Genomic DNA, 20375 nt, shown 5'->3' on the forward strand with positions numbered 1-20375 from the left:
AACTTATCGAGAGAAACCATGAGCCATCAAATAAAAGTAAACACTAACACCCAGCATAGATCGCTTTCTCTGTAACTAAGCAACTGGTTGATACCATAGCTTAGTTAATATTCTTCGATCTCATCCAAATAATCTTCTAAAGCTGAATCTATGTCTTCTTTAGAACTGGTAGGCGGTTTACCGTTATAAAAACGATATAAACGATATTGCAGGTAGGCATCTTTTACGAAAGTATAGCTGTCGAGGGAGTTGTCTAGCAAAGGTTCTTGTTCAATGACCGATGCACGTTTATAGAGACCATCTAAGCCCCATTTAATCACTTGTTCTGCAAAAGTTAAGTTAGTCAGCGGTGAAGCAAATGCATCAACCCAATCACCCACTTCTTTACGTACAGTGGTGGGACCGAGTACTGGCAACATCACGTAGGGGCCTTCAGGCACTCCATAAAAGCCCATCACATCGCCAAATTCTTCGATGTCACGCTTTACACCTGAGCGGCCCATCAAGTCAAAAACACCAAAAATACCAAAGCTAGAATTAAACAAAAAGCGAACTAGATTATTAGAGGCGCGTTCAACTTTGCCTTGCAATAAATGGTTGGCAAAACTAGCGGGTTCTTCCAGGTTTCGAATAACGTTATTCATCGCTTCGCGTAATCCAAAAGGAATATACTCTGCGTAAACGTGAGTTACGGGTCGGTAAAGCGGTTTGTCTAAATAGTTATAATTGAAGTTCCACATGCTTCGATTGAAGCTTTCAAAGGGGTCGGAAAAATCTTGATAAGGTTCAGGAAGCTCTTCAACTTCATTTGCTGATGTTGAGAATGCAGTTGAAAAAATAGCGCTAAACATCGCAAAAGCTATAACAACACTACGCACCCAGTGCCCCTTCCTTGGTCTTGTACTACTCGCAAAACTAAACAGTGATAGCTAGTTGCGACACAAATAAAAAAAGGTTGCTAAGCAACCTAAGTTTATTATGGCACCGATAGCCTAATGTGAATAGTAAAAACTATTATTGCTTACAGTATTAATACAAAGTTATAGCTGGGTATCAATGACTAACTGTATTGGGCTATCACCACCTTGAGATATAGCAGAAGATTTTCCTTCCCAATCACCATCGGTAGTTTGTACATTATTGTCATAAGATAAACGCGCGGTAATGTAGAAGTCCCCTTGCTGCGACAACTTCAACCCTTCCATCATGCTATCACTGTCGGATAAGTTCACCGTAACAGGGAAGCGAGGGTGAGCAACCTTCTTAGCCGCTAAAGGCATGGGCGGGCCATTTACCGATTTAGCAAATACAAACAAAAAGCTAGAGTCTGGAACCGCTAAACCATCTTTAACATCAACGGTAATACTGTAACTAGGTCCACTTGGAACTACTGGGTCAACACTTACAACTTCAGCTGACTGAGATTGCTGCTGAGCGGCAATTTGTCCCTCAGCAAACTCGATGCTTTGTCCAAGCATTTGGTAGCGTTCAGAGTCTACATCAACCAAACCTTGCATTGTTTGCCAGCGATCTATCGCTAACTGAAACTGTTGTTGCTCTAAAGCCATAAATGCATATAACGACCATAACTCTAACTGGCTCGAATCTTTTTGTAAGGCTAGCACCAAAATTCGCTCTGCTCTTGCCGCTTGATTTGGCTCGCCGCTGTAGAACAAAGACTGAACATACACCGCCACAATATTGGCGCTGTTAGAGTCACGCATATAAGCTTGTTCTGCTGCATCCATCATAATATCTAAACGATTAAGCGCTTGGCCAACTTTTGCTAACAAAAACCAACCTCGAGTATCTGAAGGATCGTTATGCAATTTAGTTCGCAAGCCCAGTGCAAAATTCGACAAATCTTGCTCGGTTACTTCTCCTCCCTCACCAAGTAACACTTTATTACTTAGCTCGGGCATTTGTTGAACAATGTCTTGCCAATCTTGAACTTGTTTTGAACCGCCTAGGCTTGCATACATACCAATAGATAAAGCGATAATAAACACCACACCAGGAATCGCTACCCAAGCTGATACATGAGATTGCTCCTTGGTTGTTTCCTCGGGAATATCGTCTAACAAATTGTGCTGTAGTTCACTCACTAGCACGTCACTGTCTTCGGCTAAACCTTGTTGGTTTTCTTGCTCAATTTCAACTAAGCGGTCTTTATAGAGGGTTTTATTTAACTCAGTTTGGGTGACCGACTTCGATTGTCTTTGCTTCCAAAGCGGCAACACTATTATTGCTAACGCTACAATAGTAAGAACGGTGGCAGCTAACCAGAATACTGTCATTATTTCTTTTGCTCCGTTTGTTTAAGCAACTCTGCTAGGCGTTGTTGTTCTTGTGAATTTAACTCTGGCTGAGCGCTTTTTTTACGCCTAGCTAAGCGCCAAACCGTAAAGCCGCCAATAAAAATAATGCCAATAGGAGCTAACCAAAGCGTTAGTACTGCAGGTGTTAGTGGTGGGTCGTAACGAACAAAATTGCCATAACGCGCCACCATATAATCTAGAACTTGCTGTTTATCACTACCCGACTTCACCATTTGATAGGTCTTTTCCCGTAAGTCTTGGGCTAAACCAGCATTTGAATCAGAGATATTATTGTTCTGGCACTTAGGGCAACGTAGTTCACGGGTTAACTCCCTAAAAAGCTCTTCTTGCTCTGGAGAATCAAACTCATGTGCCTCAATCGCAGCATTGGCCACTATTGGCACACAAAAACATAAGGCGACCAGAATACTTCGTAGATGTTTATTCATCGTTACTCCAAGCCACTAAAAATAGGACCGAGGGTTTCTTGCCAATTACGAGCGTTTACGTCGCCCACATGGCGATAACGAATAACACCTTGGCTATCAATAAAGTAAGTCTCAGGTGCACCGTATACCCCTAAGTCGAGAGCGAGTAAGCCCTTACCATCGTACAAGTTCACTTGATAAGGATTGCCTAATTGCTCTAACCACTTAATTGCTTTGCTTCGGTCGTCTTTGTAATTAAGGCCGACAATTTTTACGCCTTGTGCCGCTAACGAATTCAAGAAGGTATGCTCAGCTCGACAGGTTGGGCACCACGTTGCCCACACATTCAACAACAGGGGCTGCCCTTTAAAAATAGCAGCGTCATGTTGTTTGTCTTGCTGATAAATATCCTGCAAAGTGAATTGAGGCACTGGCTTACCAATAAGTACCGACTCAAGCTCTGTGGCATCGCTATATAAACCGCGATATAAAAACACCGCCATAAACAAAAATGCGATCAGTGGCAAAAGGAAATACATCGCGCGTTTGTTCACTTACGACTCCTCCGCTAATGCTTTAGCTTGAGTAGGAGTTTTGTCACTCAACTGCTCTTGTTTCACTTTAAAGCGGTACCGCTTATCGGCCATAGCAAAAATACCGCCAATAGCCATAATGATAGAGCCTAACCAAATCCAACGAATAAATGGCTTATAGTACAAGCGTACAGCCCACGCACCTCCGGGCAATTGCTCACCCATTGCAGCATATAGGTCTCGCCACAAGCCGGCGTCAATGGCCGCTTCTGTCATCATATTACGCTGCACACGATAGAAACGTTTTTCTGCGCGTAAAGTGGTAGCAAGTTGTTCGCCTTTGTATACGTCAATCACCCCCACGTGACCTTCATAGTTGGGGCCAACTAAAGGGTTAACTTCTTTAAAGTGGAAACGATAAGCAGCGAAGGTAACCGATTCACCCGCCTCCATACGCAAATCGCGTTCAATACTGTAATGGCTAGTCATGGAAACACCAATGACCGTTACTGCCAAACCCAAATGGCCTAATACCATTGCCCAATGAGAGCGACTAAGTACTTTAACGCCTTTCATAAAGCTGTGGCGATGCGTTGCCCGTAAATACACTTCTAGGGCGGTACAAGCAATCACCCAAAAAGATAACACTAAGGCCATATAGGCTAAGGCATAAAATTTTGGCGCAAGCATTACCAGCAACAATGCCGGAACCGCTAAACTAAACACAGCGATAAGGCTTAAAGACTTTTTAAGTGGTCGTATATCTTGACGTTTCCATCGCAGCAACGGGCCAATGCCTAAAGCCAAAGCAAATGGCACAATCATCCAGCTAAACATTCTGTTAAAGAACGCTTCACCAATAGAAATACTGCCCAAGCCTATCTCTTTATGCACTAGCGGCAACAAGGTGCCTAGCAACACCACCACTAACGCCGCGATCAGCAAGATATTGTTAATCAGCAAAAAGGTCTCTCGTGAAAACAAGCTATAACTACCACGGCTTTTAACTTGAGAGCCGCGAATAGCAAACAGCAGTAAAGAACCACCAATCACTACTAGCAAGAAGCCTAGAATAAACAAGCCTCGAGCAGGGTCACTAGCAAATGCATGTACTGATACTAATACTCCTGAGCGGACTAAAAAGGTACCTAATAAGCTGAGCGAGAAAGCTGAAATCGCCAGCAATACCGTCCACGATTTAAACACTCCTCGCTTTTCGGTTACCGCTAAAGAATGCAACAAAGCTGTGCCCACTAACCAAGGCATAAACGATGCATTTTCTACTGGATCCCAGAACCACCAACCACCCCAACCGAGTTCGTAGTATGCCCACCAACTACCTAACGCGATGCCTACAGTTAAGAATATCCATGCGGCCATTGTCCAAGGGCGAGACCAGCGTGCCCAAGTAGAATCTAAACGCCCGGCAAGCAGTGCAGCAATGGCAAAAGCAAAAGCTACAGAGAAACCTACATAACCCATGTACAGCAGCGGTGGATGGAATATTAAACCAACGTCTTGTAATAAGGGGTTTAAGTCTTGTCCATCGACCGGGAAGAACGGCAATGTTCTATCGAATGGATTTGAAGTAAGCAGAATAAATAAATAGAAACCAACACAAATCATGCCCATAACTGCAACAACGCGCGCCACTGCATCTAAAGGTAAACCACGGCTAAACATAGCCACAGCAGCGCCCCAACCAGCTAAAATCAGTGCCCACAACAATAGTGAGCCTTCGTGTGCCCCCCAAACTGCAGATAGTCGGTAATACACGGGCAGCTGACTGTTTGAGTTATTAGCCACATAAGCGACGGAGAAATCATTAATGGCAAATGAGTAACTTAATACCACAAATGACAAGCCAACAAAGGCGAACTGCCCCAAGGCCAGTGGTCGCGCTAACTTCATTAAGGCCACGCTATTTTTACTGGCGCCCCATAAGGGGTAAACGCTTTGTAAAATAGCCAGAGTAACCGCCAAAATTAAGGCGTAATGTCCAAGTTCCGGGATCATAGTTCCGTCTCTAGTGTCCAGAGCCCTGAAGTTGGGCCTCTGTATATTCAGGTTTAAAGTGTTCCATTCCTTCTAACGCTTCTGCCACTTCCTGTGGCATATATTCTTCGTCATGTTTTGCTAGTACTTCAAATGCCGACACGGTGTTTGCGTCTACTAACTCACCTTGTGCCACAATGCCTTGCCCTTCGCGGAATAAATCTGGAAGAATGCCTTCATAAAGCACCGTAACTATTCCTCCGCCAGCGTCACTAAGCTTAAAGCTAACTTGTAAACTCGTTTGTGAGCGTTCCACCGTGCCAGGCAACACCAAGCCACCGATACGTAGCCGTTGGCCGACCTCAGGTTTCACTTCTTGCTTGCCTTTGCCTTTCACAAGCTCCGTAGGTGTGTAAAACAAATCAATGTTCTGCTGCAAAGCAAATAGCAGTAAGCCGATTGACGCCCCCAATCCAAGTACAATGGCCAACACAATGGTTAAGCGTTTTTTACGTCTTGGGTTCATAAGCGTTCAGTTACCTCTTTTGCTGCTTGTACGCGTTGTTGGCGAGCCGATTGGCGTGCCACCGATTTAAAAATTGCATTACGTTTAACTATGCTGTCTACCACAATGGCAATCATGGCTGCAGCACTAACACCAAACGCTAGCCATACATAAAATGCATAGCCGCCCATGGCTAAAAAATCACTGACTGATTCAAATTGCATGGCGTTCAACCTCTAGCCTGAGAGTGGCGATTAATAAGTTGTTGTACCCACGGTCTACGTTGCTCACGGCGTAATAGTTCTGTTCTAAACCTCACTAAACTCACTGCGCCCAAGAAAAATGTAAAGGCAGCAATGTTCAGCAACAAAGGCCATAACATATCCGAATCTATTGAAGGTTTATCAAATTTAGTAATGGTTGCACCCTGATGCAGGGTATTCCACCACTCTACTGAATAGTGAATGATCGGCAGGTTAATAACGCCCACTAAGCTTAAAATGCCTGCCGCTCTGCCGGCCATGGTTTTGTCTGAGAACGCGTTATATAACGCAATGACACCCAAATACAAAAACAGCAAAATTAACTCAGAGGTTAAACGTGCATCCCATACCCACCAAGCACCCCACATGGGCTTACCCCAAGCGGCACCGGTGAACAAAGCAATAAATGTGAATACCGCCCCTACTGGCGCAACAGCGGCTACGTACATATCGGCTTGCTTAATCTGCCAAACTAATCCAATAAAAGCAGCCACGGCCATAGAAGAATATGCACCCATCGACAAAATGGCTGAAGGTACGTGAATATAGATGATACGAAAGCTATCGCCTTGTTGATAATCTGCTGGAGCGAAGGCTAATCCCCACACCAATCCAACAGCGAAACAAACAATAGCAAACACACTAAACCAAGGCACAAATTTACCGGCTAATTGGTAACTGGCTTCTGGTTTTGCGTAAGGATGTAACCATTTCCACATAATGGTATTTACTCTCTCACTTAATTAAATATATTTAGTTAATACTAACTTTTAGCGCAGCAGCGGTAGCAAAAGGAGCCAGTGTTAAAGCCAGTAAACTAATTGCCCCCATAATCGCTAAATGCCCTGCATAGGGCAAGCTTAAAGACGCTGCTTCAATCGCAGATGTCGCAAAAATAAGCACCGGTATGTAAAGCGGCAAGATAAGTAAGCTAAGCAACACTCCGCCTTTGCGTAAACCCACCGTTAACGCTACTCCAACCGAGCCAATCAAACTTAAGACTGGCGTACCTAACACCAAGGTATAGAACGTCGCTTGAAAGCTTTGCCACTCTAGAGACAGCAATACTGCTAACAAAGGCGACAACAGTAAAATAGGTAAGCCGGTGATCAACCAATGGGCGACAATTTTCGCTAAAGCAATCAAGGCCAACGGCGAGCCACCAATAATCATCTGCTCTAAAGAGCCATCAGCATAATCATCGCGAAACAAGCGTTCTAACGATAATAGCGAAGATAACAAAGCAGCAACCCATAAGATTCCGGGCGCTATTCTTGCCAATAACAAAGGCTCGGGGCCTACAGCGATAGGAAACAAAGTAATAACAATTAGAATAAACCACAATGGGTTTAGTACATCTGATTTTTGGCGAAAAGCAGCCAATAATTCGCGCTTAATGACTGTGATGAAAACCTGCATTATACCACCTCTTCAAAGGCGGGTTTAATCTCTAGTACTCGATAATGCTCAGGAGCAATATTTAGTTCTTGGTGCGTGGTAAGCAACACCATCCCACCGGATTTAGCATGTTCGAATATCACTTGCTCAAGATACGCTACACCCTGTTTATCAATTGCAGTAAAGGGTTCATCTAAGATCCAAAGCTTACGTTTTACCAACCATAAACGCGCTAACGCTACGCGCCTTTGTTGACCAGCAGAAAGGTGAGCAACAGGCTCTTCTTCTAAGCCCGCTAGCCCTACTCGAGTTAACAAAGCATAGAGTTGCTCTTGCGCCAAACTTTGCCCAGCTAAGCCCAAATAAAATCTGAGGTTTTCTAAGGCGCTCAACTCTGCTTTCACCCCTGCATGATGACCTAAATAAAGGCAATCTCGATGATAGCTGTCGGCATCTTGAGTAATAGAATGATCTTGCCAGATAATTTCACCACTTTCAGGGCGAGAAAGCCCTGCGATAAGCCGCAGTAAACTAGTTTTACCTGCCCCATTTGGGCCAGCTATTTGCAGTATTTCTCCAGGGAGTAAGGTAAAAGACAGCCCGTCAAACAATACCCGTTCTTCCCTTACACAACACAGTTCACTAGCTTTAAGCATCGATCATCATTTTGACAAAATAATTGGCTTGGATGTTACCACAGCTAACCATTAAATCTAACTTAGCCAGCTAAATTAACCTCATGCTTACAGCGCTTTGCAAGCTAAGTAACAAATATTCAAAGTTTATTTTAAGACCAACGAGTAAGTTAAAGCTCACACCGAAAATATAATAATCAGCTATGGATAAATTCGTTTAAAACAGCACAATTAATAATAGGAGCTGACTAGGTAGCCGCAAGGTGGAGTGTTGAAGGCCAATCAAACGGAGATAAACGCATTAGCTCCATTTGAAATATTAGTTGATGGGAAATTGATTTTGGCTGAAAAAAAGCTGGCTAGAATCTAAGCTAACAAGTGTCTCTAAAGTCCGCAATTGTCAAATCAGGCCTGAGCCACTAAAAATAAAGCTTAGCTTACTTCGCCCTTCATCTTGTTACGCAAACTAAGCAATAATTCAGCCTCAGCTTTTGGTAACTCACATTCGCGCATTACTTCTTCTAGATCCGCCCCTAATTCCACTAATTTAACAGCGCGTGTATATAACTTACTGTCTGGGTCTTGCGATTGAATTTGAGAGGTTCGCAAAAATGCTTGTTCGACTTGATCACTCTGGCGCTCAAGCTCTTTTACTAAAGAAGCGTTGGCAACATGCAGCTCTTGCAATTGCTTTTCAATAACGCGATGAGTCTTAAGAAGGTTTTTAGTCACCGTTTCTAAGCTGAGCATTTTGTTTTCACTTGCTTCAGCTTGCTGCTTTGCCTTACTAAGGAGCCAGAAGGCCCCACTAAGGCAAAGCACTGTTACCACTAGGGCAATAAGATTAATCCAATCCATTTATAGTGAGCTTACTTCGTCCCACTCTTCATCTGAAAGCAGCTTGTTTAAATCCACTAGGATTAACAATTGACCATCACGATTACTTACGCCTTGAATAAATTTAGCACTTTCTTCAGTGCCTACATTTGGCGCAATATCAATTTCTGAAGAACGTAAATAAACCACTTCTGCTACGCTATCCACCAAAATACCAATCACTTGAGATTCAGCTTCAATAATAACAATACGTGAATTCTCAGTAATGTCTGATGACGGCAACCCAAAGCGCGAGCGGGTATCAATAACAGTAACCACGTTACCACGAAGATTGATAATACCGAGTACATAGTTTGGTGCGCCAGGAACAGGAGCAATCTCAGTGTAACGCAGCACTTCTTGCACTTGCATTACATTAATTCCATAGGTCTCACTTTCTAGTTGAAAAGTCACCCATTGTAGTACTTCATCTTCGGCAATATTTTCTGCGATATTACGCTGCTCGCTCATCTGCGTGTCCTTTTTGTTGTTCGTGAGTCCAATCGGATCTCGCAACTCTTATATTCAGTATATATCATATGTTATAAAACTAAACGGCAGATTTTCCTACTCTTTCCACTTAAGAAACCTAGCCGTGTCTCACTATTTTATTGCCCTTCGATATTCACGCCTTCGCTCAGCATTTTCTGTAACTCTTCTACGTGAACCAAAGCGCACATTTTTTGCTTAACCATTCCCGCTAACCAACGTCTGGAACCGGGTTCCGAACGCCATTTAACATCGTCTCTGGTAAGACGTTCTGTGCCAAACAGCTTTTCACAACTTAAGCCCCAAGCAGTTTCACCCAACATCACTAAATATTTGTAATCGGGTTCAAAAGGCTGATTTGGCATCACCCATTTTGCGGTATCAACCACCGATAGCTTTTGTTCTCGCTCAATCATTATGCCCGAAAACCAACTTGGCTTACCAAACAAGGGGCTCACCTCGGATATGCGGTGAATACCACCTAGCTCTGTTAGCGGAACACCAAAAGTCACTCCAGCTACTTCAAAGAATAGCACCTGAAAATCATTTTCAGTTTCAATATTTTGCCATTCAGGCCGAACTGCCTCAGCCGCTGGTTCAAATTCAGTATCTACCAGAGTTTCAACATGCTGTTCGTCTTCAACAACTATTTGTTCTTTGGCTTCTTGTTGTTCTTCAACTTCTGGAGCTTGTTCGGGAATCTCTGCAATCGGCAATAAAACCGGTTTGGCTTCAGCAACAGCAGCAACTCGCTGCTCTGCTTCTTCGAATAATTTAGCTAAAGGTTTTACTTGCGGCTCTGGTGTTTTGGCTACTTCAACAATAGGTTCAGCATCTGCTTTTTCAGGAGCTTGATTAGGCTCTGTTAATAAAGAGTCGAAATAACTGCCTAATGCTTCTTCCATCATCTTGTCGCTATTCATAGCAGCCCCTGCTCATCGGTCATTTGCTGCAAGTGCGCCAGCAAGGTTTGATAGGCAAATACTCCACGACAATTTTTTATATGGTATGAAGGCGGCGCGTGACGCAAGCTGGCATCTCTAAACTTGGTATCAATTGGAATCACTGAGTTCCAAATATTCTTAGGGTAAGTTTCTTGTAGCTCTTTTAATGCACTTAGCGAAGCGCGGGTTCGTTTATCGTACATGGTAGGCACTACCGTGTAACGCAAAGGCTCAGGGCAAGAACGCTGCATAATGGCGAGGGTTTTCACCATACGTTCTAAACCTTTAATGGCTAGAAACTCTGTTTGCACTGGCACTAACACTCGGCTGCTCGCGGCTAGCGCATTCACCATCATCACACCTAATACAGGCGGGCAGTCAATTAAAACGTAATCGTATTGATGCTCAACTCTAGCCAAAATACGCTTAAGAATTAGGCCCATACCTTCTCGCTGCCCTAGCACTTTATCCAAGGTTGCTAAGGCCATACTGGCGGGAATTAAATCAAGATTATCAAAAGAAGTGGCCTGAATACTGTGAGTTACCATTGCATCGTCAAGCTGAGTATTTTGGTAAAGCTCGTATAGGGTTCCTTGCACGCTATCTACGTCAAAACCTAAATAGCTAGTTAACGATGCGTGGGGATCGGTATCAAGCAATAATACCCGCTTACCTTGCTGAGCTAATAAACCGGCAAGCGAAATCACCGTGGTAGTTTTACCTACACCGCCTTTTTGATTAGCAACCGTCCAAACTTTCACCTATTCTTCCTGCCTTGTCGTAAATCGAACGCCACCGCCCTCAATGGGCACGGCTAACATGGTATCACTATCGGGTTTTTTTAAGGGCTTTTCTAGCTCTTCCCCCGCTGGAACGTCTATTTGTTTAGCAACCACCGTTGGTTCCCATACCTTACTCGACAACGCGATAACAACACGTCTGTTTTGTCGGTGACCTTGAGCCAAACCTTCTGGTGCGTACTCAGCAAATGCCTCTATCGCCATTCTAGCGGGAGTAACTCCGCGGCTTTGTAACTCACGTAATACTCGTGTAGCCCTTGCTGCCGAAAGCTCCCAATTGCTTGGATACAGTTCACTATCTATACTCGTTTCATCAGTATAACCACGCACTCGAATAAAGTTATCGATATGTTTTAGCCGCTCAGCCAGTTGATCGATAACTTGCGCTGCTGGTTTTAATAAATAAGCACTACCGCTGGCAAAAAATAAACGACTGTCTAATTCGATAGTCAGCCACTGTTCATCATAACTTATTACTATATCGTCGCTTTTTAGAAAATCTTTAAATTCGTAGACTAATTGCTCGGCTAATTCTGAAAATTCGTCTAATGCGGGATTATGATCATTCTCACTGAAATGAACGGGCGTTTTTTTAGCCGGAGAAATACCATCCAGTATGGATTGACCAGAGAACAATATACCTTCTTCATTATTAGCAGCACTGTTGGATTCAATAGGTAAAATCGCTGAATCTGATTCCTCGAATAAGGCAATGGCTTGCTGTAAGCGCTGTTGCAATTCGGGATATTCATTTTCGTTGGCAATAGCCATCGCATACAAGACTACAAACAGTGCAAACATCAACGTCATATAATCGGCGTAAGATACTAACCAACGCTCACTACTAGCCTTGGGTTTAGCGTGAACCGCATAGCGGCGTCGCATCTTAAGTCAACTCTTGAGTAAATGCGCTCAAGCGGCGCTGGATTTCAATACTACTTGCCCCTTCGGCTATCGACACTAAACCGGCCAAGGTCATTTCTTGATAAATAGCGCGCTCGCTTGCGACTGCTCGCAATTTATTAGCGATAGGTAAAAAAACAAAGTTAGCAAAACCAACGCCATAAATGGTGGCCACAAAGGCGACTGCGATGCCTTGACCTAGCTGTTCAGGGCTGGTTAAAAAGTCCATGGCCTGAATTAAGCCTAACACCGCCCCTAAAATACCAACAGTTGGACAATATCCGCCCATGGCTTCAAATACTCCGGCTTGTTTTTCTAAACGGTTTTGTTCTAAGTCGATAATATCTTCTAACGATTGTTTTAGCTGCCTTGGCTCTGCACCATCAACCAACATTTCTAAACCACATAAACTAAAAGCATCAGCTTGTGGGTGTTTTTCTAAAACAAGATAACCATCTTTCCTAACAATATGAGACCAATTTAAGATTTGCTTGAATTGGTGACTCAATGTCAAATCGCTTGATTGCCAGACTTTAGGAATAGACTTAATTGCTTGAGTAAATTGAGATGCCGGGGTTTGTAGCATAACGGCTCCAACAGTGCCGCCAATAACAATAATAAATGCATGCAGGTTAACTAAATCTGAAAGGTTTCCGCCCGCAAAAGTATGACCAAACCCAACAGCAGAGAACGCAATAAATACGCCTAAGATGCTAAGTTTATCCATTCCCTATTTCCGCAACGATCGCATCAGAAAATTGCTCTAGAGGCATTTGCTCAGAAGCAAGACCAGCGCTAGCCACCGCTTGAGGCATACCGTATACCACACAACTGGCTTCATCTTGCGCCCAAATAGTTGAGCCGTTTTCTTTTAACAAACGACAACCATCTCGGCCGTCGGCCCCCATTCCAGTTAGGATCATCGCCAATACATTACTTTGATGACTTTTAGCTAAAGAGGCAAAAGTAATATCCACACAAGGTTTATAATTTACCTTATCGTTACCTTCGATGATGCGTAAGCGACCATATTGCCCGCGCCCTTCCACTAACATTTGTTTGCCACCCGGTGCTAAATAGGCCCAACCAGGTCTAAGTTCATCGCCGTCTTCAGCCTGTTTTACATTAATCCGTGACAAACTATTTAAGCGTTGAGCAAAGGCAGCGGTAAAGGTGGCAGGCATGTGCTGCACCAACAAAATCGGTTTTGAGAAACCAGCAGGAATCGAGGTTAGAATGGTTTGCAGTGCAACAGGCCCCCCCGTAGAGGTGCCAATAGCAACTAACTTATAACGTTTACCTGAAGGTTTAAATCTTGGACTAACGCTTGCGCGTTCTGTGGCCTGCGGAGGGCTAGCATTGCTGGCTCCGGAAGAAACAGGAGTTCTTCGCTGAGCCACTGCAGGACGAGTTGTTGCCGGCGCTGGCGGGCTAGCGGTTCTTCTTGCTACCACTCGGCGCCGTGCAATAGCTTTTACTCGCTGTTGCAATAAACTAACCGCTTCTTCTCTATCACGCGCGATATCTTCAAACTTTTTAGGGATAAAGTCTAGCGCACCAGCTTCAAGCGCATCTAAGGTCGCTTTAGCGCCATCATGCGTTAAAGATGAAAACATTAAAACGGGCGTTGGATTTTTAGCCATGATTTCGCGAACAGCGGTAATGCCGTCCATTACCGGCATTTCTATATCCATGGTAATCACGTCGGGCTTAAGCCGAGCAACCATATCAATAGCTTCTCGGCCATTTTTAGCGGTATCAATAACTTCAAGCGTAGAGTCTGCGTTGATTATTTCGCTAACTCTACGTCTGAAAAAACTTGAATCATCAACGACTAATACTTTTATTGCCATTCTCGGTTCTTCTTAGAGGCAACGCTTACATTTTACGAGCGTAGCGTTTTAGTAAGCTAGGAATATCAAGTATCAATGCAATGCGGCCATCACTGGTGATTGTTGCACCAGCCATGCCAGGCGTGCCCTGCAATAATTGATCTAAAGCCTTAATAACCACTTCTTCTTGGCCAATAAGGTTATCAACCACAAAGCCAACTTGCTGAGGGCCGATCTGAACAATCACTACATGCCCTTGCGAGCTTCGTTCACCAGGTTGGCCATTTCTAATCAGCCAATCTTGCAAATAGAAAAGCGGGATAGCTTTATCGCGAACAATAACCGTTTCTTGACCATCAACCACATTGGTTTTGGTCAAATCTAGGTGGAATATTTCGTTCACACTGGTTAATGGCAATGCAAAGGTTTGTTTACCTACATCAACCATCAAGGTAGGCAAAATAGCCAAAGTTAACGGCACTTTAATTTGTAAAGTGGTGCCCTGACCAAGGTGAGAGTCAATATCTACTGAGCCGTTTAGCTGAGTAATACTGGTTTTCACCACGTCCATTCCTACGCCACGACCAGAAATATCAGAAATTTCGGTTTTGGTTGAGAAACCTGGCGCAAAAATCAGGCTATAAGCATCTTTGTCTGGCATTCTGGCTGCTGCATCGGCATCTAATACGCCGCGCTCAACAGCAATTGATTTAAGCTTATCAGCATTCATGCCTGCGCCATCATCCTCAATCATCAATAGGATGTGGTCGCCTTCTTGCGAGGCTGATAAACGAATAACACCAGTACGAGGTTTGCCTGAAGCCACTCGCTCATCTGGCATTTCTATACCATGGTCTACTGAATTTCTGACTAAGTGGACCAATGGATCGGCCAAAGCTTCAACTAAGTTCTTATCTAAATCGGTTTCTTCGCCGACCAACTCAAGATTAATATCTTTTTTAAGGCTACGAGCTAGATCTCGTACTACTCGAGGAAAACGTCCGAACACCTTTTTAATAGGTTGCATGCGGGTTTTCATTACCGCGCCTTGCAAGTCAGCCGTCACTACATCTAGATTGGCAGTGGCTTTAGACATGTCTTCATCGTTACTATTTAAGCCAAGGCTTACTAAGCGATTTCGAACTAATACCAATTCACCGACCATATTCATGATGTCGTCAAGTGTACGTGTATCTACACGAACAGTCGTTTCACCTTGAGGCACAGCTTGCTTGGTAGGAGCTTTGGCGGGTTCTGCTTTGGCTGGCGCAGCTTTAGCAGCTGGCTTCGCAGGGGCAGCTGGCTTAACCGCAGCAGCAGGCTTCGTGACAGGTGCTGCAGGCTTGGCTGGAGCGGCTGGCTTAACGTCAGGCGCTTTTCCAGCACCATGTAGCTGGTCCAATAACTTTTCAAATTCGTCATCGCCAATCTCTTCCCCGCTAGTTGCGGGCACGGGGTCGGCAGCTTTTGGAGCTGGCGCTGCTGCACTAGGTGCTTTAGAACCGTGTAACTCATCTAAAAGTTTTTCAAACTCGTCATCGGAAATATCACCGTCACTAGCCGGAGCGGCCGCGCTCGGCGCAGGAGCTGCAGGCTTAGGCGCATCGCTACCATGAAGCTCGTCAAGTAAACGTTCAAACTCATCATCACTGATTTCATCAATGTTCCCACTATCAGCTGCTGGAGCGACAGGTTCGGGAACAGCTACTGGCTCGGGCTCAGCGGCGGCAATTGGAGCTTCATCTGCGGATTCAGGTTGAGAAAGATGATGCAGGCGGTCAATAATATCTGGAGAAGCTGGTGTTAACGGTTCGCGAGCCTGCACTTGAGCAAACATATCATTAACAGCATCAAGAGCTTCAAGAATAACATCCATCAGCTCTGGCGAGACACCCCGCCCACCGTTACGCAAGGTGTCAAAAACGTTCTCTGCACCATGACAAACATCGACAAGCTCGGTAAGAGACAAAAAGCCTGCGCCACCTTTTACGGTATGGAAGCCGCGAAAGATAGCATTTAATAAGTCACTATCATCTGGACGTTTCTCTAAATCAACCAACTGTTCAGACAGCTGCTCAAGGATCTCCGCCGCTTCTACGAGAAAGTCTTGTAAGATGTCTTCATCTACATCAAACGACATGCGCTACTCCCTTAAAATCCTAAACTAGATAACAGGTCATCAACATCATCTTGATCGTTAACAACGTCATCCCTTTGCTCTTTATTTAATATTGGCCCTTCGGCTTCAATGGCCGATTTTGCAGGAGCTTTTTTCTCTATAACTTCAGCTTTATCATTGCCAAACAAGGTCAGCATTTCCACTAAACTTTCTTCAACTTCTTGAACTAAGGTGATTACTTTACGAATCATTTGCCCAGTTAAGTCTTGAAAATCTTGAGCCATCAATATTTCAGTTAACATACTTCGTAGTTTATCGGCATTTGCTGAAGAACTATTAAGGAAAATATCGATTTGGTGACATAGCGCTTTAAATTGGCCAATTTCAATTCTTCGTTCCATCAAACTTTGCCAAACAGGCATAATATTGTTGATTTCACTGGTTAATTGATCGGCAATAGGGAGGCCAGATTCAACCGCATCCATGGTCTTATTAGCGGCTTGGTCGGTCATCTCTATTACATAGTTTAACCGCTCTTTTGCATCAGGTATTTCCTGATTAGCCAATTCATTAATACGAATATCTAGCTTGAAATCATTTAATGAATCGTGAAGTTGACGTGTGAGCTGACCAACTTTGTCAAACAACAGGTTGGCCTTAGGAGCACACAGCTCACTGACAAATTGATTCGCCTCGGAGACGTTTCCTTCTTCAAGTAGCAACACCAAAGCTTTGGCATCGGCTAATGAGATGATCGGAGTATCAGTGCTCACACATCTTCCTTTATTATTGTAATCTTTCGAAAATCTTATCTAGCTTCTCTTTTAGTGTGGCAGCTGTGAAAGGTTTTACAATATAACCATTTACGCCGGCTTGCGCGGCTTCAATAATCTGTTCGCGTTTCGCTTCTGCCGTAACCATTAACACAGGTAAATGAGACAAGCTTTCGTCGGCACGAATATTCTTTAATAAATCAATGCCTTCCATACCCGGCATGTTCCAATCGGTCACTACAAATTCGAAGTCCCCACCTTTAAGCATTGGCAACGCAGTATTACCGTCATCAGCTTCGTGAGTATTGTTGAAACCTAAATCTCTAAGTAGGTTTTTAATAATCCTTCTCATTGTTGAAAAATCATCAACAACCAGAATTTTCATATTTTTATCCAAGGTACGTCCCCCAACAGGATGTTTTGCAAGCCTCAAAACGGGCTAAAAATTTATGTAATAAAGATATTATGCCTTAATAAACACAATTTTAGTCCATCTTTTATCATATTTGTAAGGATGAATTTCTCTATTGTGTCCAATCTCGCATTCGAGTTTTCACTCGAGCAAGCGCTTGGCTATGTATTTGACTGACTCTTGACTCGCTTACGGTTAATACTTCGCCAATTTCTTTAAGGTTAAGTTCTTCGTCATAATATAGCGACAATACTAGCGCTTCGCGCTCTGGTAAGCCTTTAATGCAATCGGCTAGCGATTGTTGAAAGCGTTGATTAGCAAAGCCTTCAAATGGTCGATTTTGCTCGCGACTTTCATCACTAGAAATAACATCTTCGCTCACGCCAAGATCTTCAATACCAAGAATTCGGCCACAGTTTACGTCAGACAACATTGAATGATATTCGCTTAGGCTTACACCCAGCTTAGCAGCAACCTCAGCATCTTTGGCATCACCATTCTTTTCTTTTTCAACTGCGTTAATAGCTTCACTGATAGCGCGGCTGTTTTTATGCACAGAACGTGGTACCCAGTCACCACGACGAATTTCGTCAAGCATTGAGCCACGAATACGGATCCCGGCATAGGTTTCGAAACTCGCACCTTTGGTACCATCAAAATTACGCGCAGCTTCGATAAGACCAATCATTCCAGACTGAATCAGATCATCAACAATTACGCTAGCCGGCAGGCGCGCCATTAAATGGTGCGCTATCCGTTTTACCAAATTTGCATGGCGTTCCACCAACACATTAGTGTCACTAGCGCTGGCATAAGCGGCAACTTTATTCACTAAGCTGTTCTCTATTTTTACGTTGTCCGAATTCGAGAAGATTCTCGATGAAGAATTCCAAATGGCCACCTGCTTGTTCCGGAATCGGCCAAGTAGCTCCTTTACTCGCTAAAGAGCGAAAAGCTAAAGAAGCGGGAGATTTAGGATACGCTTCAACCACGACACGCTGTTTACGTACAGCGAGTCGAACATTGTTGTCGTATGGAATACACGATACGAGTTCTAAGGTGGCGTCTAAAAAGCGATCGGTAACACGAGTGAGTTTAGCAAACAGTTCTTGGCCTTCTCTTAGACTACGAACCATGTTTGCCACTACTTTAAATTTGTATACGCCGTGCTTGTTAGACAATAGTTTAATCAAAGCATACGCATCAGTAATCGATGTGGGTTCATCACAAACCACGACCAAGATATCCTGTGAGGCTTTAGCAAAGCTCAGCACCATATCGGAAATACCAGCGGCAGTATCTACCAGCAATATATCAATGGGGGTTTTCAAGCTACTGAATGCGCGAATCAATCCTGCATGCTCTGCTGGGCTCAATTCAACCATTGATTGGGTACCAGAAGTTGCCGGGGCGATTAAAATACCGTTAGGCCCCTTTACGAGCACTTCATCTAATGTGCACTCGCCAGATAGTACATGCGATAAGTTTTTGGTTACGCGTAGGCCTAATAGTACATCTACATTTGCCAAGCCTAAGTCGGCATCCAGCACCATTACACGCTTACCTTGGGCTGCCATAGCAATGCCCATATTTAGGGTAACGTTGGTTTTACCAACACCACCTTTACCACCGGTTACAGCGATAACTTTCACATTATTTTTTTGTTGCATCATTCTTAAGCCGCTAGCTTGATCAAATTCGTTGTCTTTAGAATACATCTGAAACCTTCTGCTGTTCGGTTTCACTAAACCAGAAATGTTGCTGAGACTGAGTATCAATTACTGACAGCGCTTGCTCAATTAACTTGGTTGGCTCGGCAACTGCAATATCTTCTGGCACTTGCTGGCCATGTGTAACGTAACTGATTGGCAAAGCGTGGCGCAAGGTGACATTTAAAACCTCGCCTAAGGCCAAGCTCTCATCTAATTTGGTAAGTATGGTACCCGCGAGAGGAATTCGCTGGAATTGATTCACGGTTTCTTCAATAACACGACGTTGAGCGTTAGCTGACATCACCAAATAGTTACGTATATTCACGCGGCTATTCTTAACTAACTTGTCGAGTTGTTCGTGTAAACGTAAATCTCGTTGGCTCATACCGGCAGTATCAATTAGCACCAGTTTTTTATCTTTAAATTGATACAACAATTGAGACAACTCTTCTTCATCGTTAGCAACCCGCACTGCACAACCCATAATCTTCCCATAGGTAGCAAGTTGTTCATGCGCGCCAATTCGATAGGTATCGGTGGTAATCATCGCTACGCTATCTGCGCCATGACGCATAGAAAACTGAGCGGCTAATTTGGCAATGGTAGTGGTTTTGCCCACGCCCGTTGGCCCTAATAAAGCAATTGCACCGCCTTTAAGCAGAATTTCATCTTGGCCGACCGGAAGTTGGTTTGCGAGCAACTCACGTAAATGCTGCCAGCCTTCTTGCACACCAAGTTCTTCAGGAATATAACCGGCGATTTGGTCAGCCATGTCCTCATCAAAACCAACTAGCTGCAATTGCTTAATGAGCATCGCTCGAACCGGTTCTTGACGCTCAACTTCTTGCCACATCAAGCCAGAGACTTGGTGCTCGAGTAACTTGCGCATCGCTGCCATTTCTTTCTTCAATTCACCCACTTCATTTCCAGCAGAATCTTGCTTAGGCTGCTGAGCAGAACGGGATTGAGCAGGTTGACTTGATAAAGAACCTTGTTGTACCCAGCCCTGTTGCTGCGCTAAAGAACGCGGTGCTTGAACGGTACGAGGGCGCTGCGATTGTTGTTGCTGTTTTAAGGTAGATTGTTGCAAATTTTCTTGCTGGCGCTTTTGGTGACGTTGCATGAAGTTGGTTAAGTTATCTTTCAAACTGGCATTTTCGTCAAAATCATGACCAGGATGCTGGTTTGTTGGCGCTTTCTTTGCCGCAGCGGGATTCCGGGACGATAATTTGACGCTGTCTTCCGCCAGTTCTCTGCTGCTCTCTGCAGCACTGTTTTTTAAATTGGAAGGTTCAACTGCAGCAACAATTTCAATGCCGCCAGTGACCTTTTTATTCGACATAATTACCGCATCACTGCCTAAGGTTTCTTTTACCTCGGCTAATGCAGTTCGCATGTCTTTCGCAAAAAAGCGTTTCATTTTCACTGTTCACCTTCCTT

23 protein-coding genes are annotated in these 20375 nt (G+C 44.0%); all 23 read right to left on the minus strand.

The annotated features are described in order from the left end of the window. Nucleotides 1-104 precede the first annotated feature (104 nt). The 23 genes from Q4549_RS14455 to flhF all read right to left on the minus strand — a co-directional run bounded on the left by Q4549_RS14455 (nt 105) and on the right by flhF (nt 20355). Nucleotides 105-878, minus strand: a complete 774-nt coding sequence (locus Q4549_RS14455) for a VacJ family lipoprotein (RefSeq protein ID WP_137671374.1) — start codon at nt 876-878, stop codon at nt 105-107. Between the two features lie 162 nt (nt 879-1040). Beyond that, nucleotides 1041-2297, minus strand: a complete 1257-nt coding sequence (ccmI, locus tag Q4549_RS14460) for a c-type cytochrome biogenesis protein CcmI (protein WP_303552977.1) — start codon at nt 2295-2297, stop codon at nt 1041-1043. After that, nucleotides 2297-2767 (minus strand): cytochrome c-type biogenesis protein, encoded by a 471-nt coding sequence (locus Q4549_RS14465; RefSeq protein ID WP_303552976.1) that lies wholly within the window; start codon nt 2765-2767, stop codon nt 2297-2299. The genes ccmI and Q4549_RS14465 overlap by 1 nt, the downstream gene beginning before the upstream one ends. A 2-nt stretch (nt 2768-2769) precedes the next feature. Continuing rightward, a complete protein-coding gene (locus tag Q4549_RS14470; protein WP_137671377.1) occupies nt 2770-3300 on the minus strand; it encodes a DsbE family thiol:disulfide interchange protein in 531 nt (176 codons plus the stop codon). Next, complete coding sequence (locus Q4549_RS14475; RefSeq protein ID WP_303552975.1) at nt 3301-5295, minus strand: heme lyase CcmF/NrfE family subunit; 1995 nt, start codon at nt 5293-5295, stop codon at nt 3301-3303. It lies immediately after the preceding gene. Nucleotides 5296-5305: 10 nt separating this feature from the next. Further along, on the minus strand, nt 5306-5800 hold the full coding sequence (gene ccmE / locus Q4549_RS14480; RefSeq protein WP_137671379.1) for a cytochrome c maturation protein CcmE: 495 nt from the start codon (nt 5798-5800) through the stop codon (nt 5306-5308). Beyond that, complete coding sequence (ccmD, locus tag Q4549_RS14485; RefSeq protein WP_303514323.1) at nt 5797-6003, minus strand: heme exporter protein CcmD; 207 nt, start codon at nt 6001-6003, stop codon at nt 5797-5799. The genes ccmE and ccmD overlap by 4 nt, the downstream gene beginning before the upstream one ends. Before the next feature lie 5 nt (nt 6004-6008). Next, entirely contained in the window at nt 6009-6761 is a 753-nt protein-coding gene (locus tag Q4549_RS14490) for a heme ABC transporter permease (RefSeq protein WP_303514321.1), read from the minus strand. 34 nt (nt 6762-6795) lie between these two features. Further along, entirely contained in the window at nt 6796-7461 is a 666-nt protein-coding gene (ccmB, locus tag Q4549_RS14495) for a heme exporter protein CcmB (protein WP_303514318.1), read from the minus strand. Further along, nucleotides 7461-8096: a cytochrome c biogenesis heme-transporting ATPase CcmA gene (gene ccmA / locus Q4549_RS14500; RefSeq protein WP_303552974.1), complete on the minus strand. Its 636-nt coding sequence runs from the start codon at nt 8094-8096 to the stop codon at nt 7461-7463. The genes ccmB and ccmA overlap by 1 nt, the downstream gene beginning before the upstream one ends. A 411-nt stretch (nt 8097-8507) precedes the next feature. Continuing rightward, nucleotides 8508-8933 (minus strand): DUF2802 domain-containing protein, encoded by a 426-nt coding sequence (locus Q4549_RS14505; RefSeq protein WP_303552973.1) that lies wholly within the window; start codon nt 8931-8933, stop codon nt 8508-8510. Then, nucleotides 8934-9422 carry a chemotaxis protein CheW gene (locus Q4549_RS14510; RefSeq protein ID WP_016401689.1) on the minus strand — a complete coding sequence of 163 codons (489 nt, stop codon included), beginning with the start codon at nt 9420-9422 and terminating at the stop codon, nt 8934-8936. Nucleotides 9423-9559: 137 nt separating this feature from the next. Beyond that, a complete protein-coding gene (locus Q4549_RS14515) occupies nt 9560-10363 on the minus strand; it encodes a chemotaxis protein CheW (protein WP_303552972.1) in 804 nt (267 codons plus the stop codon). Then, a complete protein-coding gene (locus Q4549_RS14520; RefSeq protein WP_303552971.1) occupies nt 10360-11145 on the minus strand; it encodes a ParA family protein in 786 nt (261 codons plus the stop codon). The genes Q4549_RS14515 and Q4549_RS14520 overlap by 4 nt, the downstream gene beginning before the upstream one ends. After that, nucleotides 11146-12069 carry a flagellar motor protein MotB gene (locus tag Q4549_RS14525; protein WP_303552970.1) on the minus strand — a complete coding sequence of 308 codons (924 nt, stop codon included), beginning with the start codon at nt 12067-12069 and terminating at the stop codon, nt 11146-11148. Nucleotide 12070: 1 nt separating this feature from the next. Next, a complete protein-coding gene (locus Q4549_RS14530) occupies nt 12071-12814 on the minus strand; it encodes a flagellar motor protein (protein ID WP_303552969.1) in 744 nt (247 codons plus the stop codon). Beyond that, on the minus strand, nt 12807-13940 hold the full coding sequence (locus tag Q4549_RS14535) for a chemotaxis response regulator protein-glutamate methylesterase (protein WP_303552968.1): 1134 nt from the start codon (nt 13938-13940) through the stop codon (nt 12807-12809). Before Q4549_RS14535 ends, Q4549_RS14530 begins: the two co-directional genes overlap by 8 nt. 25 nt (nt 13941-13965) lie before the next feature. Further along, nucleotides 13966-16059, minus strand: a complete 2094-nt coding sequence (locus tag Q4549_RS14540; protein WP_303552967.1) for a chemotaxis protein CheA — start codon at nt 16057-16059, stop codon at nt 13966-13968. A gap of 11 nt (nt 16060-16070) precedes the next feature. Further along, complete coding sequence (locus Q4549_RS14545) at nt 16071-16811, minus strand: protein phosphatase CheZ (RefSeq protein ID WP_303552966.1); 741 nt, start codon at nt 16809-16811, stop codon at nt 16071-16073. A 13-nt stretch (nt 16812-16824) separates the two neighbouring features. Next, complete coding sequence (cheY, locus tag Q4549_RS14550) at nt 16825-17208, minus strand: chemotaxis response regulator CheY (protein WP_084681816.1); 384 nt, start codon at nt 17206-17208, stop codon at nt 16825-16827. A 127-nt stretch (nt 17209-17335) separates the two neighbouring features. After that, nucleotides 17336-18055: an RNA polymerase sigma factor FliA gene (locus tag Q4549_RS14555; protein ID WP_303514292.1), complete on the minus strand. Its 720-nt coding sequence runs from the start codon at nt 18053-18055 to the stop codon at nt 17336-17338. Then, nucleotides 18048-18941, minus strand: coding sequence for a MinD/ParA family protein (locus Q4549_RS14560; protein ID WP_137671393.1), 894 nt, complete (start codon nt 18939-18941; stop codon nt 18048-18050). The genes Q4549_RS14555 and Q4549_RS14560 overlap by 8 nt, the downstream gene beginning before the upstream one ends. After that, nucleotides 18931-20355: a flagellar biosynthesis protein FlhF gene (gene flhF / locus Q4549_RS14565; protein ID WP_303552965.1), complete on the minus strand. Its 1425-nt coding sequence runs from the start codon at nt 20353-20355 to the stop codon at nt 18931-18933. The genes Q4549_RS14560 and flhF overlap by 11 nt, the downstream gene beginning before the upstream one ends. Between the last annotated feature and the right edge of the window lie 20 nt (nt 20356-20375).

This window comes from Agarivorans sp. 2_MG-2023, from assembly GCF_030548085.1.
Lineage (GTDB): Bacteria > Pseudomonadota > Gammaproteobacteria > Enterobacterales > Celerinatantimonadaceae > Agarivorans.